This window comes from Candidatus Darwinibacter acetoxidans (assembly GCF_041936445.1).
Classification (GTDB): Bacteria; Bacillota; Limnochordia; order Darwinibacteriales; family Darwinibacteriaceae; genus DTU010.
This window is the reverse complement of the sequence record NZ_JBHGXH010000219.1, coordinates 1-1181: the sequence shown is the minus strand read 5'-3', so window position 1 is coordinate 1181 and position 1181 is coordinate 1. Positions and strand designations below refer to the sequence as shown.

Here is a 1181-nt window from a genome sequence, read left to right as displayed (position 1 = left end):
ACCAGGTACGACGGAGCTGCGACCAGGTATGCCTGTGCATCCAGCCAGACCTCCAAAGGGGCCTCAACCTCGGCGATCCGGTCTGCCGCTGCAAACGACCGGGTGGCGTCAACAGTAGCACTCTCGCCTGCAACCTCGACGGCGCAAGACTGGAGGGTGCCGAGGGCGGTAAACCTCGCGAGAGTGTACCGCATCATGATTCAACTCCGACTATAGATCGTCTCGATCCCATTCATCCCCTCACCATCAGATACGATGTCGGCAATCGGCACCCGCCGAACCTCAGCATCCCCCCGGAAGAGGACGTACTCATCTCCCTCAACAATCAGCCGGTCGGCGTCGATCTCCTCGACGCCAGCGGCAGTGTGAACCCGCATAATCTGTTTTCCCGTCATAGTTTTGCCTCAATTGGATTGAACGCTACCCGTAGGAACGGATGTCGTTCGGCGATCTGGCAGTTCAGCCCGTGAGTATCGGCGTGCTTCGCGTAGCCGACCCACGACGATATCGACGCCCGAGCATCTCCCTTGAACGTCCCCGCCTCCATCTGCCTGAGTCTCCGGTAAACCCTGCGGACGTTCCGTGCCAGGACTCGGATGTGGTCCCGATAGACCCGGTATCCGAGGTACGTGACGCCGCAATCGACCGGGGTCAGCACCTGCTTGTCTGGATGGAGTCGGAGGTGGAGACGGTCGGTCAGGAACGTCTCAATCTCGTCGCGCCATTCCCAGAGCTGCGCTTTGTCATCATGCACGAGCGTGATGTCGTCCATGTACCTGAGATACTGCTTGATCCGGAGCCCGTGCTTCGCGAACATGTCTAGTTCGTGCAGGTAGATATTCGCGAAACCCTGTGACGTCAGGTTCCCGAGCGGGATACCGACGCCCGGCGCGTCCTCGTAACTCTCGACGATCTGTCGGATCAGGTGCATCATCTGCCGATCCCGGATCCTCTTCGCAAGGAGGCTGAGGAGAATCCTGTGGTCGACGCTTGCAAAGTAGGATTTTACGTCCAGCTGCAGCACGTAGCCTGTGCTCTCAGGGTGTCGGCGCATGAACTGCTGCAGCCGGTCAACGGCGACGTGGGTACCACGCTCCGTCAGGCAGGCATAGGTATCCCTGATGAATGTCGGCAACCAACACGGGAGGATCGCGCCTGAGACTACCTGGTGCACGATCCTG

Annotated in this window: 3 protein-coding genes; all 3 read right to left on the bottom strand. The window is 59.6% G+C overall.

Features of this window, described 5'->3' with window-relative positions:
• Positions 1–197: hypothetical protein (locus tag ACE4YL_RS08325; protein ID WP_461369502.1), on the bottom strand; the 197-nt coding region annotated here is incomplete at its 3' end.
• A gap of 3 nt (positions 198–200) precedes the next feature.
• The gene (locus tag ACE4YL_RS08320) at positions 201–395 is read right to left on the bottom strand and encodes a hypothetical protein (RefSeq protein WP_461369501.1); all 195 of its coding nucleotides are present in this window, start codon (positions 393–395) and stop codon (positions 201–203) included.
• A partial coding sequence (locus tag ACE4YL_RS08315; protein ID WP_461369500.1) for a reverse transcriptase/maturase family protein occupies positions 392–1181 on the bottom strand: 790 nt, incomplete at its 5' end. The genes ACE4YL_RS08320 and ACE4YL_RS08315, both read right to left, overlap by 4 nt.